This window comes from Nioella sp., from assembly GCF_965215655.1.
Taxonomy (GTDB): domain Bacteria; phylum Pseudomonadota; class Alphaproteobacteria; order Rhodobacterales; family Rhodobacteraceae; genus Nioella.
In genome coordinates, this window is sequence record NZ_OZ244111.1 from 1,173,714 (window position 1) to 1,194,818 (window position 21,105).

Genomic DNA, 21,105 nt, shown 5'->3' on the forward strand with positions numbered 1-21,105 from the left:
ACGCGCTCAACCAGAGATACGAGCGCTTGGGATCGTCTGCCCCCCGCGCCCCGCTTTGCAGGAGTTTGACATGGCGAAGCCGACCACCATCAAGATCCGCCTGAATTCCACGGCGGGCACCGGCCACTTCTATGTGACCAAGAAGAATGCACGCACCATGACCGAGAAAATGACCGTACGGAAGTATGACCCGGTCGTGCGCAAGCACGTGGAATACAAGGAAGGCAAGATCAAGTGATCTGACCCTGTCCAGGTAAGTCTTAGAACCGGGCCGCGCTGATACCAGTCGCGGCCCGGTTTCTGTTTGGGGAGATGCCTTGGATCACGGCATTCGGACCCGCCCGAGCGGTGCTGAAGTCATCCGAGATCAGTGTTGCGGAGGCTCGTCCGGTTCGCGTGCCGAAACGGGCAGAGACAGCAGATGCGGCTGCAAGGCCTCGGCCCAACGGGCATAGGCGAGGGGAGAGGGGTGAAATCCGTCTTCCGCCATCAGATTCCTCTGCATCGGCATGGTAAAGGGCAGGTAAGGATGCCCGGCGCATTCGGCCCGTGTGGCAAGCATCCGCTCCAGCCGCGTGGCGCGATGCCCGAGGATCCAGCGCAGGGGGGCGGGCAGCAGGGGGAACTGCCCGAGCGGCGGGATACCGGTGATGATCAGCATTGGGGCATCGAACCGGTCGGACAAGGCCTGCGCGATCCGCTCCCGGTCGGCAAGGATTCGGGGCAGGGGGGCGAAGCTGGTCACATCATTGACGCCGAGAACCAGCAGCACGATGTCGAAGGGCTGCCGGGGCAGGGTCTCCAGATCGGTCAGCGTGCTGCGGCTGGTGGCACCGGTCCTCGCCTCCAACTGCCAACTCAGGCGGCAATGCGGGGCGAGGGCGGCGGCAAGCTGGCCGCTCAGCGCCTCCTCCTGATGCGGGGCCCCCACCCCGGCGGCAGAGCTGTCACCAAGGATCAGCAGGCGCAGATCAGGCCCTCGACCGACCTCACCGCGTCGTGGGCCGGGCGGTTCCGGCAGGCGCAGAGCACGGGCGCGCAGGCGCAGGGCCTGGGCGATCAGGAGAGGCGACAGAAGTGGGGCAAGCAGGCGATCCATGACGGGCAGCATAGGGCCAGGCCGGCGCAAGGGAACCGGCGACATGGCGTCAGTGGGCAAAGAAAAAGGCCGGGGATGATCCCCGGCCTCAAATCGCGTCATCTGGCTTGGCGTTATTCCTGAGAGCCCATGAACATCAGCAGGAACTGGAACATGTTCAGGAAGCTGATGTAGAGGCTGAGCGCGCCGTCGATGGCGGCTTTTTCCAGCCACTCCTGATCGCCATGCATTGCGTGGGCGACATAGGTGTTCTTGATGTCCTGCGTGTAGAAGGCGGTGAGGCCCGCGAAGAGCAACACACCGATGGCCGAAATGGCGAACATCATCGCAGGCGACTGCAAGAAGATGTTCACGATCATCGCGATCAGAAGCCCAATCACACCCATCATCAGGAAGGTGCCCATGCCCGACAGGTTGCGCTTCGTCGTGTAGCCGTAAAGGCTGAGCGAGGCGAAGGCGATTGCAGTCACAAGGAAGGTCTGCACGATCGAGTAATCGGTGTAGACGAGGAAGATCGAGCTCATCGACACGCCGATCGCAGCGGCGAAGACGAAGAAGCCGAACGACACCGCGGCCGCCGAACCCCGGCTCATCAATGCGCCCCAGCCGAAGAACAGGAAGGCCAGCGGGCCGAACATCACAACCCATTTCAGCGGGCTGAGATAGATCGCCTCACCCACGCCAGAGAGGTATTCGCCTTCACGCAGCATGTAGGTTGCGCCAACGGGATCGGTGGTCACGGCAAGGCCCGCGATCGCCCAAGCAGCAAGCGCTGTAATGAGCATGCCGATGGACATGGTCGCGTAGACCTTGTTCATGTGGGCGCGCAGGCCCGCGTCGATCTGTGCGGCGCTGACGCCACCGGCCCCGGCGCGGATCGTGTCGAATTGTGCCATCTGGTCCTCCGAAGAAAGGCATATGTTTCGTGGCGGGTACGCAAAACGCCCCGCCTTACCCGACAATATCGGTAAGACAGGGCGCCATTTCAAGCATTGCCGGACAGGGAGAACCGTCTTTTTTCGGCAAATGGACCGGGCCGGGTCTCAGACCAACCAGCTTTGCGGCACGTCCCAGACCGGGCGCGCGGATTCGCGGGCCACATCCGCGCAGGTCAGGCCAAGATCGCGGCGGGCATTGGCATCCAGACGTTCCAGCGCGCGGCGCTGGCGCCATGCGGCCACGGCGGCGCGGAAAAAGGCGATGCCGGAGGTGCGGCGCGGGGCGGAGACGGCGAAGCGGGCGAGCGTGTGGGCCATGGGATGTTCCATTTCGTGATGGGCGGCGTTTGTCATATTTCGATGGTTGATAGATAGTCGCGCTATGTGCATTATGAAAATGAATGTTTTTGAATGTTAGCATCACAAGGCTTGATGGAATGCGAAACCTCGACATGACCGCCCTGCGCGCCTTCGTCACCGTGGCCGATGCGGGTGGAGTCACCAAGGCCAGTGGCCTGCTGAACCTGACTCAATCGGCGGTGTCGATGCAGCTCAAGCGATTGGAGGAAAGCGTTGGCGTGTCCCTTCTGGACCGCTCGGCGCGCAAGATGGCGCTGACCAATTCCGGGGAGCAGATGCTCAGCTATGCGCGTCGGATGCTCGCCCTAAATGACGAGGTCCTGATGCGGCTGACATCGCGGGACTACGAGGGCGAGCTGTTTCTCGGGGTGCCCCACGACATCGTCTATCCCGCCATTCCGCAGGTGCTGCACCGGTTCAACGCGGCCTTCCCGAGAATGAAGGTGCAACTTGTCAGCTCCTACACCTCGCGGCTGCGCCGGATGCTGGAACGCGGCGAGGTGCATCTTGCCCTGACCACGGAATCCGCGCTGGACAGCGGCGGCGAAACCTTGCAGGAACGCCCGCTGGTCTGGGTGGGGGCGATCAAGGGCAATGAATGGCGGCAACGTCCCCTGCGGCTGGCCTTCGAGCAGCTGTGCATCTTCCGCAAACCGGTCCAGGAGGCACTGGATAACGCGGGGATCAGCTGGGAGATGGCGGTGGAAAGCGACAATTCCCGCACGGTCGAGGCCTCGATCAGCGCCGATCTGGCGGTGCATGCCTGTGTCGAGGGGGCCGAGCCGCCCTATGTGGAACGCATCCGCCACAACGGCGCGCTGCCTGACCTGCCGACCATCAAGATCAACATGTATGGGGCTGAGATGGCCAAGGATGAACCCGTGCAGGCGCTGGCCGACATGGTGCGGCAGGCCTATCGGGCCATGTAGGCGTCAGCCCGGAACCGGGCCGAGCGTCTCGCGGTCACAGAGGTAGGTGTCCAACCGGACGCTGGCCACCGGGCCATCACCGTTGAGCTGTTGCACCAATAGCCGTGCCGCCATCCGGCCCATGTCGCGATGCGGCACATGCACGGTCGTCAGAGGCGGCTCAACCAGTTGCGCCAGTTCGATATCATCAAAACCGGTGATGGAAACGTCACCGGGCACCGAAAGCCCCATCTGTCGTGCCGCGCGCAATGCGCCGACGGCCAGCACGTCATTTCCGCACATGACAGCGGTTGGCCGGTCCGGCTGGCTCATCATCTCGCTGAATGTGCTGCTGCCGTTTTCGACCGAATAGGGGGTCTCGCTCAGCACCATCATATCTGGCGTCATGCCGGCTGCAGCCATGGCTTCGCGGATGCCCGCCACCCGCTCACTGGCACGGTCGTTGGAGCTACAGGGGGCCGAGATCACCCCGATCCGCCGATGGCCTTTGGAAATCACCAGTTCAGCCATCTCACGCATGGCGGCCCGGTTGTCGAAACCGATGGAGGGTTGCAGCTTGTCCGGGTCATAGACCCAGGCCACCAGCACCGGCACCGACCGCGCCTCCAGAAAATCCAGCGTTTCCTGACTGCGGTGGTGGCCGATCAGCAAAAGCGCGTCGGCCCCCCGGGCGCAAAGCGTGCGGATCTGTTCGTGCTCCACCTCCTGGTTGTAGGAGGAACTGGCAACCAGCATCGTCAGCCCGTGCAGCCCGAGCTCTTGCTGAAAGGCTTGAAGCCCGCGCGCGAAGATTGCGTTTTCCATCGTCGGGATGATCGCGCCAATGGTGTTGGTGCGTTTCGCCGCCAGCGCCCGTGCGCCGAAATTTGGGGCGTATCCCAACTGGTCGACCGCTGACAGCACCCGCTCGCGGGTGGATTTCACGACCCGGTCCGGCGTGTTCAGGCAGCGCGAAACCGTGGCTGTTGAAACCCCGGCCAGTCGGGCGACATCCTCCAGCGTGGGGACGGGGCGCGGGACCTGTGGGGCCTTGGCGGTCATGTCAAATTCACTGCCTTTCTTCCGGGTTTGAGGCTGTCCTTACCGCTTACGTTAAGGGTGAGCGAGGGCAAAGCACAAGTGTAAGCGCTTGCATGGGGTCGTGTAAGCGCTTACACTGGCTTCGAATCGGCACTTTTGCCGAGTTCGGGAGGAACCATGGTCTTCGCAATTTCAGCAGTCTTGTTTCTGATCTTCCTCGCCAATGTCGTGCTTGGCGCCTTCGCTGACGCCGCGTTCATGGGCGATGTGGCTGAAATGATCGTCCTCTTCCTGACATCCATCACGTTCGTGTCCGGCATTCTGAAGGCAGAGGCCCGGCGCAACGCTGACGAATAAGACCGCGAAACTAAGGGAGGAAGCGGAATGGACTTCAAAGACAAGCAGGAGCTGAAATCGGCCGAACGGCGGAATTTCCTCAAGCTGGCAGGGACCGGTGGCTTTACCGCTGCCATGGTTGCCGGGGCAGGGGGCGTTCTGTGGTCCGATCAGGCCGTCGCACAAACCGCGCAGGAGGAGCGTGAGCGTGAGGACGCGGCTGACCACATCATGACGCTGGCCACCGCCTATGTGCTTGGTGCATCCCGCAGCTACCCGATCATGCAGCTGGACCTGAAGGAAAACATCCAGAACTTGACCAACGGCAAGGTCTATGTGCGTCTCGCGCCAGGCGGTCAGCTTGGCGCCGGTGGGGCGTTGGCGCAGGCGGTTCAGGGCGGCACCATCCAATGTGCGCAGCACTCGCTGTCCAACTTCGCGCCCTTCGCGCCGGCTGTTGACCTGATCAACCTGCCGTATTTCTGTGGCTCCAACCAGCGCTTCACCAACCTGGTCAACTCCGAGACCTGGAACAGCACCGTGCATCCGCGCATCGCGGAGGCGGGCTTCAAGCCGCTTTACTATGTCGTCATCGACCCGCGTGTCGTGGCCGTGCGTCAGGGCGGCGATGCGATCATCACCCCGGCTGACATGGAAGGCGTCAAGTTCCGCGTTCCGGGCTCCGCCATGTTGCAGCAGTATTACCGCATGGTTGGCGCGAACCCGACCCCGGTGGCCTGGGGCGAAACCCCGTCGGCGATCCGTCAGGGCGTGGCCGATGCGCTCGACCCGTCGGTCGGCGCGCTGCATGTCTTCGGCTTCGGTGAGATTCTCAGCCACGTGACCTTCACCCAGGCGGTGCCAGACGGGCAGGTCTTCTCGATGAACCTGGAATGGTTCAACTCCCTGCCCGCCGACGTGCAGGAAGGCATTGAGTTTGCCGGCGAGATCACGACGCAGCAGAACCTGGCGAAGGTCCCGGCGGCGCGCGCCTATGCGATGGCCGAGCTGCGCAACTTCGGAGTGGAGTTCCACTCTCTGAGCGACGACCAGCTGGCCGAATGGCAGGCCGCTGGCGGCTACCAGCGCAGCGAATGGGACGAGTTCAAGACGGAACTCGCCGGCGACATGGAAACCTTCGCGCGCCTCGAAGAGGCCGCAGGCACCATGGGCCGCTACTACGTCCACGACGCGTAAGATCGACAAATCCCGGACCGGCGCGCAAGCACTGCGCCGGTCCTTATCCCAACTCCCACAACTTGTGACGAGATGGAGCCGGTGACCCGGGGCGGAGGGGCCATGTCCAGACTGTATGATGCCATCGACAGGAACGCGGAGCGCTGGCTCCTGCTTGTTTTCTACGTGATGCTGGTCGTCACAATGGCGATCGAGGTGTTGCGGCGGGAAATCCTGTCCTATTCCTCGATCTGGGGCGAAGAAATCGTCCGCTATTCCTTCATCTACCTGGCCTGGATCGGCGCCGCCGCTGCGGTGCGCGAGCGGGGCCATATCCGCATCGACGTGATCATGAACTACGTCGGGCCGCGGGTGAAGGCGCTGCTCTATATCCTCGGTGACATCGTTATGTTCGGTGTCTCGGTGATCGCGCTCTACTGGTCGTGGGAGGCGGTGCACGTGTCCTGGGTCTTCGGCTCGGTCACGCATGGTCTGCGCATCGGCTATTACTTCTTCCTTTTCGCCGTTCCCTTCGGCTTCGCCCTGGTCATCTTCCGGCTGGTGCAGTCGTTCCTTCGTGACATCTCTGACCTTCGCAACGGCAGGCCCGTTTACGAAGGCGACAAACTCTTCGATTAAGGGAGGATCTGCACCATGATGTGGCAAGCCCTGCAAGAAACCTCCCTTCAGCTTGGATGGGATTTCTACGGCCCCGTGATCATCTTCGTCGTTCTGGTCGCCCTGGCGGTGCCTGTTTGGGCCTCGATCGGTGTCTCGACGATCCTCATGCTGGTCTGGTCCGGCGCGCTGCCGCTCAGCCTGTTGGGCGAGAAGCTCTTCAGCGGCATCGACGCATTCGCGCTGACCGCCGTTCCGCTCTTCATCCTGACCGGGGACGTGCTGGTCCGAACCGGGCTGTCCCGAAAATTTCTCGACGTGGCCGAGGCACTGACCTGTTGGGCGAAAGGTGGCTTCGGATCCGCCACCGTCCTGGTCTGCGGCATGTTCGCGGCGATCTCGGGCTCTGACGCGGCGGGCGCTGCCGCTGTGGGCCGGATGACCATCGACCGGCTGGTCGAAAGCGGATACCCGCGCCCCTATGCCTGTGCGCTTGTCGCGGCAGGGGCCTGTACCGGCATCCTGATCCCGCCCTCGATCGCTTACATCATCATCGGACTTGTTCTGGGTATAGCAGTCTCGACCCTGTTCCTTGCCGCGCTGATCCCCGGCATCCTGATCCTGCTGTCGATCCTTGCCACCAACGTGGTGATGAACCGCCTCAACGGTTGGGAAGGCGGCGGCATCATGACGCCCGCGGAATGGCGCGCGAACCTGTGGCGGACGATCAAATCCGGCTGGTACGCCTTCCTTGTCCCCGGCATCATCTTCTACGGCATCTTCTCGGGCCGCCTGACCCCGACCGAGGCGGGTGCCGTCGCTGTGGTCGTCACCATCGCCATTGGCTTCATCCTGGGCACGCTAAAGCTGTCGGACTTCCCGGCGATGCTGGTGAGCTCCGCCAAGGTGAACGGGGTGATCCTGCCCATTATCGCCTTCTCGATCCCGCTGGCCGAGGCGCTGGCCATTATCGGCGTGCCGCAGGGCTTCGTCGGTGCGCTGACTTCGCTCAGCGACAACGAATACGTGCTGATCGGCATGATGGTTCTGATCCTGATCGCGGCGGGCTGCGTCATGGAAACCACGCCCAATATCGTGATCCTCGCGCCGATCCTGAAGCCGCTGGCTGACAATATCGGCATGAACGAGGTGCAGTTCTGCATCATGATGATCACTGCGCTCGGGGTGGGCTTCATCACCCCGCCGCTCGGGCTCAACCTCTTCGTGGTGTCAGGGATCACCGGCGAGTCGATCCTCAGGATCGCGCATCGCGCCATCCCCTTCGTCTTCTTCATGCTGATCGTGACACTGCTGATCGCCTACGTCCCCGCGATCTCCACCACCCTTCTTCCCGAACTATACAGGTAACCGAAATGCCGAGAGAATATCTCAAGAAAGCCACCCTGACCTCGAAGAGCGATGCCTCCGAGACGCACAAGATCGTGCAGGGGATTCTCGACGATATCGAGGCGGGGGGCGACGCCAAGGCGCTGGAATACGCGGCCAAGTTCGACAAATACGAGGGCAGCATCATCCTCAGCCCCGAGGAAATCGAGGCCGCCTGCGCCCTGGTGCCCGAAAAGCTCAAGGCTGACATCCGCTTTGCCCATGACAACGTGAAGCGCTTCGCCGAGCGGCAGAAGGAAACCGTCGCCAATGTGGAATACGAGGTCGTGCCGGGCCTGATCGCAGGGCAGAAGGCGATCCCCGTGGACGCGGCGGGCTGCTACGTGCCGGGCGGGCGTTATAGCCACGTGGCCAGCGCCATCATGACCGTGACCACCGCCAAGGTCGCGGGCTGCCGCCACATCACCGCCTGTTCGCCTCCGCATCCCGGCGTGGGCGTCGCGCCTGCCATCATCTACGCGGCCCATATCTGCGGGGCCGACAAGATCATGGCCATGGGTGGCGTGCAGGGCGTTGCGGCGATGACCTTCGGCCTCTTCGGTCTGCCCAAGGCCAACATCCTCGTCGGTCCCGGCAACCAGTTCGTGGCGGAGGCCAAGCGCATCCTCTTCGGTCGCGTCGGCATCGACATGATCGCGGGTCCGACCGACAGCCTGATCCTGGCCGATTCAACCGCCGACCCGATGGTGGTGGCGACGGATCTCGTGGGGCAGGCGGAGCATGGCTATAACTCGCCCGTCTGGCTGGTCACCGACGACCGCGCCTTGGCCGAGGAGGTCATGCGTCTGGTGCCCGACCTGATCAACGATCTGCCCGAGGTGAACCGCGACAACGCCACCGCCGCGTGGCGCGATTATGCCGAGGTGATCCTCTGTGCAGATCGCGAGGAAATGGCGACCTGTTCGGATGACTATGCGCCCGAGCACCTGACGGTGCAGGCCGAGGACCTAGACTGGTGGCTCGACCGGCTGACCTGCTACGGCTCTCTCTTCCTGGGCGAGGAAACAACCGTGGCCTTTGGCGACAAGGCGTCGGGTACGAACCACGTTCTGCCCACCTCGGGCGCGGCCAGCTATACCGGTGGGCTTTCTGTGCACAAATACATGAAGATCGTGACCTGGCAGCGCGCCACGCGTGAGGGGGCCAAGCCGGTTGCCGAGGCCACCGCGCGCATCGCCCGGCTGGAGGGGATGGAGGGCCACGCCCGCACCGCCGATATCCGGTTGCACAAGTATTTCCCCGACGAGGTCTTCGACCTCAGCGCCGAGGGCTGACATGGACAACCCATCCGGCCTCTTCGACCTGACGGGCCACGTGGCCTGCGTCACCGGGGCCAGTTCCGGCCTCGGGCGTCGGGCGGCGTCGGTACTGGCGGCGGCGGGGGCTGAGGTCGTGGGCGTTGCCCGCCGGGCAGAGGCGCTGGCCGACTGGCAGGCGGAAACCGGGGATAGGGCCGCCGTGGTGGCCTGTGACCTAGCGGACCGCTCCGCGCGGGAAGGACTGGCAGACCGCCTGTCCGCGCCGTTCGGCGCGCCGGATATCCTCGTGACGGCGGCGGGCATCAACACCCGCCAGCCCGCCGACGAGGTCACGGAATCGGGCTGGGACGTCACGCTGGAGCTGAACCTCTCGGTGCCCTTCTTCCTCGCGCAGATGCTGGCACCGGGGATGAAGGAAAAAGGCTGGGGCCGGATCGTCAACTTTGCCTCGCTGCAATCCAGCCGCGCGTTTCCGGGCGGCATCGCCTACGGCGCCAGCAAGGGCGGCATCGCGCAGCTTACCCGCGCCATGGCCGAGGCCTGGTCGCCCCACGGGATCACGGCAAACGCCATCGGGCCGGGCTTCTTCCCGACCGAGCTGACGGGGGCCGTGTTCAGCGACCCGGAACGCGCCGCCCGCAACGCGGCACAAACCTGCATCGGCCGCAATGGCGACCTGAGCGACATAGACGGGCCGCTGCTGTTCCTGGCCTCGAACGCCTCGTCCTACGTGACCGGGCAAATCCTGATGGTGGACGGGGGGTTCACGGCAAAATGAAAGCGCTTGTTTATACCGGCCCCGAGGCCCTGATGGTCACCGACTGCCCCGATCCGGTTGCCGCTCCCGGAGAGGTCATGATCCGCGTCGACAGTGTCGGCATCTGCGGGTCCGACATGCACGCCTTTCTGGGCCATGATGAACGCCGCCCCGCGCCGCTGATCCTTGGCCATGAGGCAGCGGGCGTGATCATGGGTGGCGCGCGGGATGGTGAGCGGGTGACGATCAATCCGCTCGTGACCTGCGGCACCTGCAAGCCCTGCACGACCGGGCGCGAGAACCTCTGCGCCAGCCGCCAGATCATCTCCATGCCGCCGCGTGAAGGCGCCTTTGCGCAGTTAGTGGCCATGCCCGAGGGCAACCTTGCGACTGTGCCGGATCACGTGACGCTGGAACAGGCATCGCTGGCCGAACCCATTGCCTGCGGCTGGCACACCGTGCGCCTGGCGCTCGACGTGCTGCGCGATGAGCCGCGCGAGGGCCTGACCGCCCTTGTCATCGGCGGTGGTCCCATCGGCGTCGGTGCTGCACTCAGCCTGAAAGCGCAGGGTGTGCCCGATGTGCAGGTGATCGAGCCCAACCCGATCCGGGCCGAATACCTGAAGAAACGCGGCTTCGACGTGATCGCGCCCGACGATCTGGCCAAGGGCCACATGGTCGATCTGATCATCGACGGGGTGGGCTACCCCGCCACCCGCGCCACGGCTTCGGCCCATACCCGCCCTGGCGGCGTGATCGGCCATATCGGGCTTGGGGCTTCCGAAGGCGGGCTCGATATCCGGCGGATGACCCTGCAAGAGATCACCTTCATCGGCACCTACACCTATACCGCACAGGATTTCCGCGACACCTGCGCGGCCATGTTCTCCGGCGCGCTCGGTCCCCTCGACTGGACCGAGACGCGCCATCTGGCAGAAGGCCAGCAGGCCTTTGCCGACATCCGGGGGGGCAGCGTGCCGGCCCCGAAAATCATTCTCAAACCCTGACACGAGGAAAGACCAAAATGTCAAACATCCCGCATCTTCTGGTGCATGATCACGAAGACAATGTCGGCGTGGTCGTGGTCGAGGGGCTCACCGCAGGCACCGAGATGTTCTGCTGCGTGACCCATGACAACTCCACCTTCACCCTGACCGCCGGGGCGGATGTACCGATCGGGCACAAGATCGCGCTGAAGGACCTCAAGGAAGGCGACACCGCCATCAAGTACGGCGAAGACATCGGCAAGATCATCGCCGACATTCCCAAGGGCGCGCATGTGCACACCCACAACTGCAAAACCAAGCGCTGGTAAGGAGCCAACAACATGGCATCGAAATATTCCAACATCACCTTCATGGGATACCGGCGCGAAAACGGCCGCGTGGGTGTGCGTAATCACGTGATCATCCTGCCCGTCGACGATATCTCTAACGCGGCGTGCGAGGCCGTGGCCAATAACGTCAAGGGCACCATGGCGCTGCCCCATGCCTATGGCCGCCTTCAGTTCGGCGAAGACCTTGAGACGCATTTCCGCACCATGATCGGCACCGGGTCGAACCCCAATGTGCACTCGGTCGTTGTGATCGGGATCGAGCCGGAATGGACCCGCCGCATTGCCGACGGCATCCGCACCACCGGCAAGGAAGTGGCCGAGTTCTCGATCGAACAGAAGGGCGATTTCGAAACCATCCGTGCCGCCAGTTGGGCCGCCAAGGACTTCGTCCACAAGGCCACCGAAGTGCAGCGCGAAGAGTGCTCGATCTCGGAGCTTTGGGTTTCCACCAAATGCGGCGAAAGCGACACCACTACCGGTCTCGGCTCCTGCCCGACGGTCGGCAACATGTATGACAAGCTGCTGCCCGAAGGCATCACCGGCTTCTTCGGCGAGACCTCGGAAATCACCGGGGCGGAGCATATCTGCCAGAAGCGCGCCATCAACGAAGAGGTGGGCGAGCGCTGGTACAAGATGTGGAAGGCCTATCAGGACGAGGTGATCTTCGCCCACCAGACCGACGACCTGTCCGATAGCCAGCCCACCAAGGGCAACATCCTGGGCGGTCTGACGACCATCGAGGAAAAGGCGCTCGGCAATCTCGAAAAGATCGGCCGCACGTCGCAATATATCGACATTCTCGACCCGGCAGAGCAGCCCTCGTCGGGCGCGGGTCTCTACTTCATGGACAGCTCCTCTGCCGCGGCCGAATGCGTGACCCTGATGGCCGCGGGCGGTGCCGTGATCCACACCTTCCCCACCGGGCAAGGCAATGTGGTCGGCAACCCGATCGTTCCGGTGATCAAGATCACCGCGAACCCGCGCACCGTGCGCACCATGGGCGAGCATATCGACGTGGACGTGTCGGGCATCCTGCGCCGGGATCAGACGATCGACGAGGCGGGCGACGCCCTGATCGAGATGATCCGGCGCACCGCCAATGGCCGCAACACCGCGGCAGAAGCGCTCGGCCATCGGGAATTCTCGATGACCAAACTTTACCGCAGCGCCTAACCGCGCAGTCCCGGGCGGCGGATCCTCCTGCCGCCCGGATCTTTTCTGAACGGACCTGAGCCCATGACCTCAACCTCCCGTATCGGCATGGCCGATGCGACGGACCTCCTGTTTCGCGCCTTTCGCGGCGCTGGCCTGACCGGCGATGCTGCCCGGTCAGTGGCCACTGCGCTTGTATCGGCCGAGGCAGAGGGGCAGGTGGGCCACGGGTTTTCGCGGCTTTCTGACTACGTGGCGCAGGCCCGATCGGGCAAAGTCAATGCCGGGGCGGTTCCCAGTGCAAGGGCGCTTTCTCCCACTCAGATCGTTGTGGATGCCGATCACGGTTTCGCGTTTCCGGCGCTCGATCTGGCGGTGGATCAGGGTCTGGAAGTGGCTGGCGAACTCGGCATGGCCTCGGTGGCCATCACCCGATCCCACCACGCAGGCGCGTTGTCCGTGCAGGTGGACCGGATCGCGCGGGCAGGGTTCATCGGGCTGATGATGGCCAATACGCCCAAGGCGATTGCGCCCTGGGGCGGATCCGCGCCGGTCTTTGGCACCAACCCCATTGCCTTCGCCGTCCCGCGCGACGGGGCCGATCCGCTGGTGATCGACCTGTCACTGTCTCAGGTGGCGCGCGGAAAGGTCATGCACGCGAAGAAATCCGGCCTGCCGATCCCGGAAGGCTGGGCATTGGATGCCGAGGGCCAGCCGACGACGGACCCGGAGGCGGCGCTGCAGGGCTCCATGATGCCCATCGGCGGGGCCAAGGGCACGGCGCTGGCGCTGATGGTCGAGATCCTGTCCACGGTCCTGACAAGTGCTGCTTTCAGCGCCGAGGCCGGATCCTTCTTCACCGCCGATGGCCCGCCCCCCGGCGTCGGGCAATTCCTGCTGATCCTGCGGCCTGACAGCCCTGCACATGATTTCGCCGCGCGGCTGGAGACACTTCTGTCGCTTGTTTCGGCAGAAGACGGCACACGCCTGCCCGGCGAGAGGCGGCTTAAGCAGCTGCGGGCGGCCCAACTGGACGGGCTGTGCGTGCCGGTCCACTATCTTGCCATCGCGCATGAACTGGCCGATCGCCCGGCGACCCAGGCCTAGGAAAGGGAGAAACCCCATGTACAAGAAGATCATCGTCTCACTGGCACTCGACCAGGGCTTTGCCCCCACGGCGCTGGAGCTTGCCCGCAAGCTGAAGGATGACGGAGGCGAGATTATCGCGCTGCACGTGTTCGAGCAGCTGCACGGATCAGTCAGGGCCTATGTGCCGGATGAGGTTGTCCGGCAGGCGCTGGACAAGGTACGCGCCGGTCTGGCCGAACGCATCGGCGATGCCGATGATGTTCGTCCGGTGATCATCAAGGGGCACTCGGGGCGCGACGTGACAGACTATGCCGCGAAAGAGGGTGCAGACCTGATCATCGTCGGCTCGCACAAGCCCGGCATCGGCGACTACCTGCTCGGCTCCACCTCTGCCCGGATCGTGCGCCATGCGCCCTGCGCGGTGCATGTGCTGCGCTGATCAGGGCGTGACCACGACCTTGCCGGTGGATTTGCGGGACCTGAGCAGCGCCATGGCGTCGCCAGCCTGATCCAGCGGGTAGGTTGCCCCGATATGGGGCTTGAGACCGCCTGCCTCGTACATGGCGAACAGCTCCGCCAGGCTGGCGGTCAGGATCTGCGGGGCGAATTTCATGTAGCCCCCCCAGTAGAGCCCGATCACGTCGAGATTCTTCACCAGCAGGATATTGGCCGGGATCTGGGGCACCTCGCCGCTGGCAAAGCCGATGGGGATGAGCCGCCCGCCGGGATTGGTCGCGCGCAGCGCCGCCTTGAACTGCTCGCCGCCCACGGCGTCATAGACCACGTCCGCGCCCCCAAGCGCCTTCACCTCGGCGCGGATATCCTGCGTTTCGCTGTCAATCAGATGCCTGGCCCCGGCGGCCTTGGCCACCTCCAGCTTGGCCGCGCCGCGCGCGCAGGCAATCACCTCCGCCCCCATCCGCGCGCCGATTTCCACCGCCGTCAGCCCCACGCCGCCTGCCGCGCCCAGAACCAGTAGCCGCTCTCCCTTCTGCAACCGCGCCCGGTGCCCAAGCGCCAGATGCGAGGTGCCATAGGCGACGAGAAACCCCGCCGCCTCATCGAAGGACATCATATCGGGGATGGGGGTCATCCGGTCCACCGGAAAGCATCCCGCCTCAGCCAGCCCGCCCTGGCCCGCAAAGACCGCCACCCGCGTGCCGGGGGCGGGGCCGTCCGTGTCGGGCCCAAGCGTCTCGACCGTGCCCGCGATCTCCATCCCCATGGTGAAGGGCAGCTCCGGCGTGTCCTGATAGCTGCCCTTCAGCATCAGCAGATCCGCGAAATTGAGCCCGCAGGCCGCGATCCGCACCAAGGCTTCACCCTGTCTCGGGGTGGGGGTGTCGATATCCTCCACGGCGGGGGCGGTGTCGAAACGGCTCAGTCGAAAGGCGCGCATTGCGGATCCTCCTGCGGGAAATTCAACGCAAGCTAGCGCCCCTGCGCCGCGATGCAACCGGGACAATGCGTCCTAATGCATTTCACCGCGAAGGATTTTATTGTGCGTGACAAGTACATCGGGCGACGTGACATCCGACCGTGCAACCCTATCTAGATCCAGTAGTCTGCCAGAGTGCAGGACCCGCAAGCCGCTGCGACAGGAGACAGCCATGAAACACCCGGTAGATATCCATGTTGGCAAACGTGTGCGCCACCGCCGCTGGATGGTGGGGATGACACAGCAGCAACTGGCCGAGCGGGTCGGCATCAAGTTCCAGCAGATCCAGAAATACGAGACCGGGATGAACCGTGTCAGCGCGTCCCGCATGTGGGAAATCGCCGCCGCGCTTGAGGTGCCTGTCAGCTTCTTCTTCGAGGGGCTCGAAGGTGGCGTGGATGCGGGCACAGCGCTGCCCGGCGACGTGCTGGCCGACAAGGAAGCGCAGGAACTGGTGCGCTCTTACTACGCGATTCCGGAAAACCAGCGCCGCCAGCTGTTCGAACTGGCCCGCGTGCTGTCGGGTGCCGCTGCCTGAGCCTTGGCTTGACGGGGCGCGCGCCCCGTGCCACCCGAGGCGGGAGCTTTCCGCAAGACAGGCCCGCCTATGTTGACCCGTTCCACGATGCCCCCCGCGCTTGCCGCCGAGCTGCTGGCCACGGCCCACGCCATGGCCGACGCCGCCCGCAGCGCCACCCTGCCGCATTTTCGCACCGCGGGGCTATCGGCAGAGAACAAGCTGAACGATGGCTTTGACCCCGTCACCATTGCCGACCGCGATGCCGAGACCGCCATGCGCGCGGTACTGGCGGAACGTCGGCCCGAGGATGCGATTCTTGGCGAAGAACACGGGGTGACCGAGGGGCAAAGCGGCCTGACCTGGGTGCTCGACCCCATCGACGGCACACGCGGTTTCATCTCCGGCACGCCTACCTGGGGCGTTCTGATCGGCTTGCAGGACCGGGACGGGCCGTTTTATGGGATCGTTGACCAGCCCTATATCGGCGAACGCTTCGAGGGCGGGTTGGGGCGAGCGGTTGTGAGCGGCCCCCATGGGGTCATGCCGCTTGCCGTTCAACCCTCCGGATCGCTGGCACAGGCGACCCTGTTCACGACTTTCCCTGAGGTCGGGACCGAGGCCGAGCGGCTGGCCTTCGAGCGTGTTCGCGACCGGGTTCGGCTGACCCGATATGGCATGGATTGTTACGCCTATGCGCTGCTGGCGGCGGGGCAGGTGGATCTGGTTATCGAGGCGGGACTGAACGCCTACGACATCTCCGCGCTCATTGCGGTGATCGAGGCGGCGGGCGGCATCGTCACCGATTGGCAGGGCGGTCCGGTGCATGAGGGCGGGCAGGTTCTGGCAGCCTCCAGCGCGGGATTGCATGGCGCGGCCCTGAAACTGCTTCAGCCTGTCTGAGACTTGAGGCGTGGCAGGGGACTGGCCTAGTCTGACTTTGCGCGGTGACCCGAGTCCTTTGCCCGTCTTCTGTCGGCCCGCCCTGATCCTCTCACCGAAACGGGCTTCGGAACCTTGAGGGCTGACATGACAGATATCATCATCAAATCCGCATCCCATATTCTGACCATGGATGATGCAGGCACCGAACTTGCGGGCGCGGATATCCGCATTCGGGGCGGCGTCATTGCCGAGATCGGCCATGGGCTGGAGGGCGGAGAGATCCACTTGGCTGAGGGTTGCCTCGTGACACCCGGTCTCGTGAACACCCACCATCACCTTTACCAGAGCCTCACGCGTGCGGTGCCCGCCGCGCAGGATGCGCTGCTCTTTGGCTGGTTGCAGACGCTCTACCCGATCTGGTCGCGCTTTGGCCCGGAAGAGATGTTCGTCTCTGCCCAGACCGGCTTGGCGGAACTGGCGCTGTCGGGCTGCACGCTGACCTCTGACCATCTCTATCTTTATCCAAACGGTGCGCGGCTCGATGACACCATTGCCGCTGCGGCCGAGATCGGCATGCGGTTTCACCCGACCCGAGGCGCGATGAGCATCGGGGAAAGCGATGGCGGTCTGCCGCCCGACAGCCTGGTAGAGCGCGAAAGCGCCATTCTGGAGGACTGTATCCGTGTCGTCGATGCGTTCCACGATCCGTCCGAAGGCTCTCTGTGTCGGGTCGGGATCGCGCCCTGTTCTCCTTTCTCTGTCAGTCGCGAGCTGATGCGGGATGCGGCGCTGCTGGCCCGCGACAAGGGGGTGATGCTGCACACCCATCTGGCCGAAAATGATGAAGATATTGCTTACAGCCTTGAAAAATTCGGCTGCCGTCCGGGGCAATATGCCGAGGAATTGGGCTGGACGGGGGACGATGTCTGGCACGCGCATTGTGTGAAGCTCGACGGGCAAGAGGTTGATCTATTTGCGAAAACCGGGACCGGCGTGGCCCATTGCCCCTGTTCCAACTGCCGCCTTGGATCAGGCATCGCGCCAGTGCGCAAGATGAGGGACGCGGGCGTGAAGGTGGGGCTTGGTGTTGACGGGTCGGCCTCGAACGATTCGGGCAATCTGGTGGCTGAGGCGCGCCAGGCGATGCTTCTGCAACGGGTCTCGCAAGGGGCCGATGCGATGAGTGCGCGCGAGGCTTTGCGCATCGCCACGCGCGGCGGGGCCGAGGTGCTGGGGCGGTCCGATTGCGGGCAGATCGCCGTGGGAAAACGCGCCGATATCGCGATCTGGGACATGACCGGCGTGGAGGCCGCCGGCAGTTGGGACATGGCCGCAATCCTGCTGGCGGGCCCGATGAAAACCCGTGACCTTTTCGTGGAAGGTCGCAAAATCGTCTCAATGGGAACACTTTTGAGCGTGGATTTACCTGTTCTTATCGAAAAGCAACGCAAGCTTGCCTTGGCCCTTGCGATGAGAGTCTCTGATAGCCGTGGGGGCGGAACAGGATAGCGACCATGCGTTTACAGATTGTGTCCCTTGTGGCGGCGGCCTTTATGACGGCGGGCTGCATGGGCGGCACCACCGCGCCTTCGGCCACGCGGGCGGTGCCGGTCAGCGCGCCGCTTGGCTCCAACGGGGGTGTTGTCACGATGATGAACCAGCAGCGCAGCTCTGTCGGGCTTCCCCCTGTCAGCCGCTCGCAGCAGCTGGATCGCGTGGCCTTGACCCATGCACATGACCAGATGCAGGGCGGGTTCTTCGGGCATCGCGGATCGAACGGGTCCAATGTGCACGCCCGCATCACGGCGGTTGGCTACAATGCCTGCCTGTCGGCGGAAAACATCGCCATGGGTCAGACCAGCGAGGCGGCTGTCATGGGCGACTGGATGGCCTCCTCCGGCCACCGCGCCAATATCCTGCACCCGCGCGCCGAACAATTCGGCTTTGCCCGGGCGGGTGATCATTGGGTGATGGTGCTGGCACGGCCCTGCTAAGGGGCGCGTGTTGACCCTGGCCGGGCCGCTCAGACCTTGCGGCCCGCGACCCGAACCTCTGCAATCGCGCGGTCATCGCCCATCATGATGGTCGGGAAGAGCGCCTCCCAGAGCGTGTCGGCGCGGGCAGATCGCTGCGCGATGGCGGGGGTCGAGGCGAGATCCAGCACCACCAGATCGGCCTCCATCCCCTTGGCCACACGGCCCACCTTGTCGTCGATCCGAAGCGCGCGGGCGGAGCCTTCGGTTGCCAGCCAGATCAGCTCGGCGGGGTGCAGGGCACGGCCCCTGAGTTGGCCGATCTCATAAGCGGCGGCCATGGTACGCAGCATCGAAAAGCTCGACCCGCCGCCGGTATCCGTGGCGAGACCTACCCGGATCGGACCACCCGCGAGGCCCATATCAAAGAGCCCCGAGCCTATGAACGTGTTCGAGGTGGGACAGTGAATAAGTGCCGCGCCGACCTCTCGCAGCCTGTCGATCTCCCGCGGCTCCAGATGGATCGCGTGGCCGTAAAGGCCGCCCACGCCAAGCAGCCCATGCGCCTCGTAGGTATCGAGGTAATCGCGCGCCTCGGGGTAGAGCCCCTTGACCCACTCGATCTCATCGGTCTGTTCACTCAGATGCGTCTGCATCAGGCAATCGGGGTGTTCCGCCCATAGCGCGCCAAGGGCGGAGAGCTGATCGGGCGTCGATGTGGGCGAAAAGCGGGGCGTGATGATGTAGCCCAACCGGTCCACCCCGTGCCATTTTTCCAGAAGCGCCTTGCTGTCGTCATAGGCCGCCTGCGCGCTGTCGCGCAGACCTTCGGGTGCGTTGCGGTCCATACAGGTCTTGCCCGCAAGTGCGCGCAGACCCCTGCGCTGCGCCTCGCCAAAGTAAGCGTCCACGCTTTCGGGATGGATGGTGCAATAGCTGGCGACCGTGGTGGTGCCGTTCGACAGGGTCAGGTCGAAATAGCGCGCCGCGATGTCGGCCGCATAGGCGGGGTCGGCGAACCGCATCTCTTCGGGGAAGGTATAGGTGTTCAGCCAGTCGATCAGCCGCTTGCCCCAGGAGGCGATCATCGCGGTCTGTGGATAATGCGCGTGTGCATCGACGAAGCCCGGCAGGATCAGCCCCTGTCCGTGATCCACGACATCAGCGCCGGGATAGGCGGCAAGCAGGTCGTCGGCCTGACCCAGATCGGCGATCTTGCCATCCCGGATCAGCACCGCGCCGTGGCTGTCATGGCGGGCGGCGTCCACCCCGGCCACAAAAGGATCGGCGTCAAACCGCAGAAGCTGCCCAAGAAGGAGTGTGTCTGTCATAATCTGTCCTTTTCCCGGCCCGGTCCCTGTCATATCCAAGGGCGCACGGGTATGTTATCCGAAAAAGCGTTAAAGACTTTCAAGGCGGGGGCGAATGGCGAAGGACGAACTCCAGAAATCGGACCTGCCGGAGGACGCCTATGCGTTGGATGCCTCTCTCTATGACGATGTTCTGGATGCGATAGAGGCCCAGAACCCGGACCGTATCGCCGCGCTTTTTGAGCCGCTGCACCCCGCCGACATCGCCGACCTTCTGGAACAGATGTCCCATTCGGAACGGGAAGCGCTGCTTCTGTTCTGGAGCGAAGGCATCGACGGCGAGGTTCTGTCGGAGCTTGACGAAGGCATCCGCGAGGATGTGATCGACCTGCTGCCCGCGCCGCTGCTGGCCGAAGCCGTGCGCGACATGGAAAGCGACGACGTCGTCGATCTGCTGGAAGACCTGGAAGATGCGGACCAGCAGGCGGCGATTCTGGGTGCGCTGGACGATGCCGACCGGGCCGCGGTCGAAGAGGCGCTGACCTACCCGGAATATTCCGCAGGCCGCCTGATGCAGCGCGAGGTCGTGCGGGTGCCGGAATTCTGGACCGTCGGCGAGGCCATCGATTTCCTGCGCGCCGAGACGACGGAACTGCCGGAGCAGTTCTACCACCTGATCCTGGTCGATCCGCGCATGAAACCCGTGGGCAACGTGACCCTCGGGCGGCTTTTGTCGACACAACGCAAGGTGGCGCTGCGCGATATCATCGAGGACACGTTCGTGCTGATCCCGGTCAGCCAGCCAGAGGCCGACGTGGCCTATGCGTTCAACCAGTATCACCTGATTTCTGCGCCGGTTGTTGATGATGACGGACGGCTGGTTGGGGTCATCACCATCGACGATGCCATGATCGTGCTGGAAGACGAGGCCGAGGAGGACATCCTGCGACTGGCCGGTGTCGGCGAGGGCAGCCTGTCGGACAGGGTGCTGGATACCACGCGCCAGCGCTTTCCCTGGCTGTTCGTCAACCTGATCACGGCGATCTTTGCCTCGCTGGTCATTGCGCAGTTCGAGGATACGATTGCGCAATTCGTGGCGCTGGCGGTGCTCATGCCCATCGTGGCCTCGATGGGGGGCAATGCGGGCACGCAGAGTCTGACCGTGGCGGTGCGCGCCATCGCAACACGCGACCTGACCGGGTCGAACCTGATGCGCGTGGTGATGAGAGAGGCAGGGGTGGGCCTGATCAACGGGCTGATCTTTGCCGCCGTCATGGGGGCCGTTGGGCTGTTCTGGTTCGGATCGGCGGCGCTTGGCGGGGTTATCGCGGTCGCCATGGTGATCAACCTGGTGATCGCGGGGCTGGCGGGCATCCTGATTCCGGTGGCGCTGGACAAGCTGGAGATCGACCCGGCCCTGGCCTCGGGCGCCTTCGTGACGACGGTGACGGATGTGGTGGGGTTCTTCGCGTTTCTCGGGCTGGCAGCGGCGGTTCTGCTTTAGGC

General features: G+C 64.1%; 24 protein-coding genes. 18 read left to right on the top strand and 6 right to left on the bottom strand.

Translation table 11 applies throughout. The features are described 5' to 3' along the window. Window positions 1–70 precede the first annotated feature (70 nt). Window positions 71–238: a 50S ribosomal protein L33 gene (gene rpmG / locus ACOOEX_RS06050; protein ID WP_007799108.1), complete on the top strand. Its 168-nt coding sequence runs from the start codon at window positions 71–73 to the stop codon at window positions 236–238. Window positions 239–367: 129 nt separating this feature from the next. Here rpmG and ACOOEX_RS06055 read toward each other — a convergent pair whose 3' ends face one another. The 3 genes from ACOOEX_RS06055 to ACOOEX_RS06065 all read right to left on the bottom strand — a co-directional run bounded on the left by ACOOEX_RS06055 (window position 368) and on the right by ACOOEX_RS06065 (window position 2,355). Continuing rightward, a complete protein-coding gene (locus ACOOEX_RS06055; RefSeq protein ID WP_420397582.1) occupies window positions 368–1,099 on the bottom strand; it encodes an SGNH/GDSL hydrolase family protein in 732 nt (243 codons plus the stop codon). 113 nt (window positions 1,100–1,212) lie between these two features. Next, the gene (locus ACOOEX_RS06060; RefSeq protein WP_420397583.1) at window positions 1,213–1,995 is read right to left on the bottom strand and encodes a Bax inhibitor-1 family protein; all 783 of its coding nucleotides are present in this window, start codon (window positions 1,993–1,995) and stop codon (window positions 1,213–1,215) included. A gap of 147 nt (window positions 1,996–2,142) precedes the next feature. Next, on the bottom strand, window positions 2,143–2,355 hold the full coding sequence (locus ACOOEX_RS06065) for a DUF1127 domain-containing protein (protein WP_420397584.1): 213 nt from the start codon (window positions 2,353–2,355) through the stop codon (window positions 2,143–2,145). A gap of 119 nt (window positions 2,356–2,474) precedes the next feature. Between ACOOEX_RS06065 and ACOOEX_RS06070 the strand changes: the two genes are divergently transcribed. Continuing rightward, window positions 2,475–3,326, top strand: a complete 852-nt coding sequence (locus ACOOEX_RS06070) for a LysR family transcriptional regulator (RefSeq protein WP_420397585.1) — start codon at window positions 2,475–2,477, stop codon at window positions 3,324–3,326. Window positions 3,327–3,329: 3 nt separating this feature from the next. Here ACOOEX_RS06070 and ACOOEX_RS06075 read toward each other — a convergent pair whose 3' ends face one another. Next, entirely contained in the window at window positions 3,330–4,367 is a 1,038-nt protein-coding gene (locus ACOOEX_RS06075) for a LacI family DNA-binding transcriptional regulator (RefSeq protein ID WP_420397586.1), read from the bottom strand. 156 nt (window positions 4,368–4,523) lie between these two features. On the opposite strand from ACOOEX_RS06075, the gene ACOOEX_RS06080 reads away from it, so the two are divergent. The 11 genes from ACOOEX_RS06080 (at window position 4,524) to ACOOEX_RS06130 (ending at window position 13,915) form a co-directional block, all read left to right on the top strand. After that, window positions 4,524–4,703 carry a hypothetical protein gene (locus ACOOEX_RS06080; RefSeq protein WP_420394842.1) on the top strand — a complete coding sequence of 60 codons (180 nt, stop codon included), beginning with the start codon at window positions 4,524–4,526 and terminating at the stop codon, window positions 4,701–4,703. Between the two features lie 27 nt (window positions 4,704–4,730). Further along, window positions 4,731–5,879, top strand: coding sequence for a TRAP transporter substrate-binding protein (locus ACOOEX_RS06085; protein ID WP_420394843.1), 1,149 nt, complete (start codon window positions 4,731–4,733; stop codon window positions 5,877–5,879). 102 nt (window positions 5,880–5,981) lie between these two features. Continuing rightward, window positions 5,982–6,497, top strand: coding sequence for a TRAP transporter small permease (locus tag ACOOEX_RS06090; RefSeq protein ID WP_420397587.1), 516 nt, complete (start codon window positions 5,982–5,984; stop codon window positions 6,495–6,497). Between the two features lie 18 nt (window positions 6,498–6,515). Continuing rightward, window positions 6,516–7,844: a TRAP transporter large permease gene (locus ACOOEX_RS06095; RefSeq protein WP_420398334.1), complete on the top strand. Its 1,329-nt coding sequence runs from the start codon at window positions 6,516–6,518 to the stop codon at window positions 7,842–7,844. A 5-nt stretch (window positions 7,845–7,849) separates the two neighbouring features. Next, window positions 7,850–9,157 carry a histidinol dehydrogenase gene (gene hisD / locus ACOOEX_RS06100; protein WP_420397588.1) on the top strand — a complete coding sequence of 436 codons (1,308 nt, stop codon included), beginning with the start codon at window positions 7,850–7,852 and terminating at the stop codon, window positions 9,155–9,157. 1 nt (window position 9,158) lies between these two features. After that, the gene (locus ACOOEX_RS06105) at window positions 9,159–9,920 is read left to right on the top strand and encodes an SDR family NAD(P)-dependent oxidoreductase (protein WP_420397589.1); all 762 of its coding nucleotides are present in this window, start codon (window positions 9,159–9,161) and stop codon (window positions 9,918–9,920) included. Continuing rightward, complete coding sequence (locus ACOOEX_RS06110; protein WP_420397590.1) at window positions 9,917–10,906, top strand: alcohol dehydrogenase catalytic domain-containing protein; 990 nt, start codon at window positions 9,917–9,919, stop codon at window positions 10,904–10,906. Before ACOOEX_RS06105 ends, ACOOEX_RS06110 begins: the two co-directional genes overlap by 4 nt. 17 nt (window positions 10,907–10,923) lie before the next feature. After that, complete coding sequence (locus ACOOEX_RS06115; RefSeq protein ID WP_306046517.1) at window positions 10,924–11,214, top strand: UxaA family hydrolase; 291 nt, start codon at window positions 10,924–10,926, stop codon at window positions 11,212–11,214. 12 nt (window positions 11,215–11,226) lie between these two features. Then, the gene (locus tag ACOOEX_RS06120) at window positions 11,227–12,408 is read left to right on the top strand and encodes a UxaA family hydrolase (protein ID WP_420397591.1); all 1,182 of its coding nucleotides are present in this window, start codon (window positions 11,227–11,229) and stop codon (window positions 12,406–12,408) included. 63 nt (window positions 12,409–12,471) lie between these two features. Next, the gene (locus tag ACOOEX_RS06125; RefSeq protein WP_420397592.1) at window positions 12,472–13,494 is read left to right on the top strand and encodes an Ldh family oxidoreductase; all 1,023 of its coding nucleotides are present in this window, start codon (window positions 12,472–12,474) and stop codon (window positions 13,492–13,494) included. Window positions 13,495–13,510: 16 nt separating this feature from the next. Continuing rightward, the gene (locus ACOOEX_RS06130) at window positions 13,511–13,915 is read left to right on the top strand and encodes a universal stress protein (protein WP_420397593.1); all 405 of its coding nucleotides are present in this window, start codon (window positions 13,511–13,513) and stop codon (window positions 13,913–13,915) included. Here ACOOEX_RS06130 and ACOOEX_RS06135 read toward each other — a convergent pair whose 3' ends face one another. Then, a complete protein-coding gene (locus tag ACOOEX_RS06135; protein ID WP_420397594.1) occupies window positions 13,916–14,875 on the bottom strand; it encodes an NADPH:quinone oxidoreductase family protein in 960 nt (319 codons plus the stop codon). It lies immediately after the preceding gene. Window positions 14,876–15,086: 211 nt separating this feature from the next. On the opposite strand from ACOOEX_RS06135, the gene ACOOEX_RS06140 reads away from it, so the two are divergent. The 4 genes from ACOOEX_RS06140 (at window position 15,087) to ACOOEX_RS06155 (ending at window position 18,310) form a co-directional block, all read left to right on the top strand. Next, the gene (locus ACOOEX_RS06140) at window positions 15,087–15,452 is read left to right on the top strand and encodes a helix-turn-helix domain-containing protein (RefSeq protein ID WP_071688357.1); all 366 of its coding nucleotides are present in this window, start codon (window positions 15,087–15,089) and stop codon (window positions 15,450–15,452) included. 132 nt (window positions 15,453–15,584) lie between these two features. Beyond that, window positions 15,585–16,334 carry an inositol monophosphatase family protein gene (locus ACOOEX_RS06145; protein WP_420398335.1) on the top strand — a complete coding sequence of 250 codons (750 nt, stop codon included), beginning with the start codon at window positions 15,585–15,587 and terminating at the stop codon, window positions 16,332–16,334. A gap of 126 nt (window positions 16,335–16,460) precedes the next feature. Next, window positions 16,461–17,825 (top strand): 8-oxoguanine deaminase, encoded by a 1,365-nt coding sequence (locus tag ACOOEX_RS06150; RefSeq protein WP_420397595.1) that lies wholly within the window; start codon window positions 16,461–16,463, stop codon window positions 17,823–17,825. Window positions 17,826–17,830: 5 nt separating this feature from the next. Next, a complete protein-coding gene (locus tag ACOOEX_RS06155; protein WP_420397596.1) occupies window positions 17,831–18,310 on the top strand; it encodes a CAP domain-containing protein in 480 nt (159 codons plus the stop codon). A gap of 29 nt (window positions 18,311–18,339) precedes the next feature. On the opposite strand, the gene guaD is transcribed toward ACOOEX_RS06155, so the two are convergent. After that, window positions 18,340–19,620, bottom strand: coding sequence for a guanine deaminase (guaD, locus tag ACOOEX_RS06160; RefSeq protein ID WP_420397597.1), 1,281 nt, complete (start codon window positions 19,618–19,620; stop codon window positions 18,340–18,342). 94 nt (window positions 19,621–19,714) lie between these two features. Here guaD and mgtE point away from each other — a divergent pair, with 94 nt between their 5' ends. Then, on the top strand, window positions 19,715–21,103 hold the full coding sequence (gene mgtE, locus ACOOEX_RS06165) for a magnesium transporter (RefSeq protein ID WP_420397598.1): 1,389 nt from the start codon (window positions 19,715–19,717) through the stop codon (window positions 21,101–21,103). The last annotated feature ends 2 nt before the right edge of the window (window positions 21,104–21,105 follow it).